Genomic DNA, 1,653 nt, shown 5'->3' with positions numbered 1-1,653 from the left:
CCTAGTTGTACCTGGGTGGCCGTAACGGGTCCCGTGATGTTCGGGAAGGTGTTCTTGATGACCGCCTTAATGAGACGGAGGTGGTCGGCACCTTGGCCTGCGTTATCACCGGATGGCGGATTGGCGGCATTAAGGTCCGAGATATACGTTCCGGTTTCGAGAGCCAAAAATACGGTGTCCTAAAGTTATCAATTGTGGCGAAAGGAAGACAGGGAAGGAACAAATCGTTAAAAAAAGCAGCATCTAGGCCGCGTATTCCTTCATATGGGAATGATAGGTGCTTGGTATCTCATAAGGTATTGATACTAAAGGACCTTCGACCACCAAGGTACCATCGTCGGTATGGGACCCTTAGGAGTCCCTAGGTTCACACACGCCTCGGAAGTTTAACAACAACGCCGAGGCTTTAACGAAACTTTTGAAGCCTAGGGGGTACCCCTCGATGCCCAGGGTCCCCCTACGACCTTATGGGACCCTATTAATCGCCTCGTTAGTATGTGTTTGGTAAGCGCATCACTCGCAACCTGTTGTTATCATTAGATAACGTGAGGATGATGTATCCTCAGTGCTTGTTATCGCTATGAAATCATAGGGAAATCATGGGGCATGACTATAAGCGTACGCTCTAGTACATATTCATATATCTGTATGTGTACTGTGTCGTACAGTCAGACTGTCTCGATCACATTTTCGTGATGTGTGAAAGAAACATCGAGTTGCAGACAAATAACACTTGACACTGGTCTGCACCGAGCGTAATCTCAAGATACCAAATGAAACGAAAGCCGCCGCAATGACCACGATCTATTACCAAAGACAACCAAACGGACATTACGCTTACTGGACGGTCATTGATGGCGTTCGCTTTCCAGTGACTAAGCAATGGGTCATGAATGAAATCCACAGCATCATGCTTATAAAGGTCTAAGGACATGGAAAGAGAACCAAAGTTCACCGTAGGAACACAATACAAAACACGCGGTAAGCACCCGCATATTTGCACTATCATCGACATTCACAAGACTTACAATATCGCAGGAGAACTTGTGAAACTTAGGTATGTTTCGACACATGAACTATTAAGACAAACGATAGTCGATAGTGACGTTTGCGAAACCACGGTAGCTATGGGAGTGATGCTGCTATGATACGCAAGACAACTTTAGTCCTAACTCTCATGGCGTCAACTAGTGTTCATTCGTTTGCCGCATCGATCACCCTAGATCATTATGGCACATTCGACAACATCACCATCGCGGGACGCATCGAGCCGGGCGACTATCAAAAGTTCACCCAAATAGCCCAAAGTCTCAAAGGTCCAGTAAGGGTATCGTTGGCCTCCCTCGGTGGCTCTTTCGATGACGGTATCAACATCGGCGAAGTTATCCATGCGTCACGTTGGGACACCGAAGTTATCGACGGTTGGGATTGTGTTAGCTCATGCGCAAACATATGGCTCGCGGGGAGACATAGGACAATCACTGGTCAATCGCAAGTTGCCTTTCATGCACCTTATGCCTTGGAAGACCCGCAACATGCCGATGGTGCCGCAAGTGCGATGTTTGGTGTGTATCTTGCGCATCTTGGTTACTCGTATGGTGACGTAACGAAACTTATGGGTCATAGCCCTAAGGAATATCGCTCTTTTTTTGC

At 47.2% G+C, this 1,653-nt stretch carries 1 protein-coding gene; it reads left to right on the top strand.

The window, feature by feature from the left end; all coding sequences use genetic code 11:
• Positions 1 to 1,144: 1,144 nt before the first annotated feature.
• Positions 1,145 to 1,653, top strand: a 509-nt coding sequence (locus PHE17_RS19895; RefSeq protein WP_301017669.1) for a hypothetical protein, incomplete at its 3' end; no start/stop codon positions are given.

Origin of the sequence: Thiothrix sp. (genome assembly GCF_028714775.1) — a bacterium.
Classification (GTDB): Bacteria; Pseudomonadota; Gammaproteobacteria; order Thiotrichales; family Thiotrichaceae; genus Thiothrix.
This window is presented reverse-complemented; position numbering and strand designations above follow the sequence as displayed.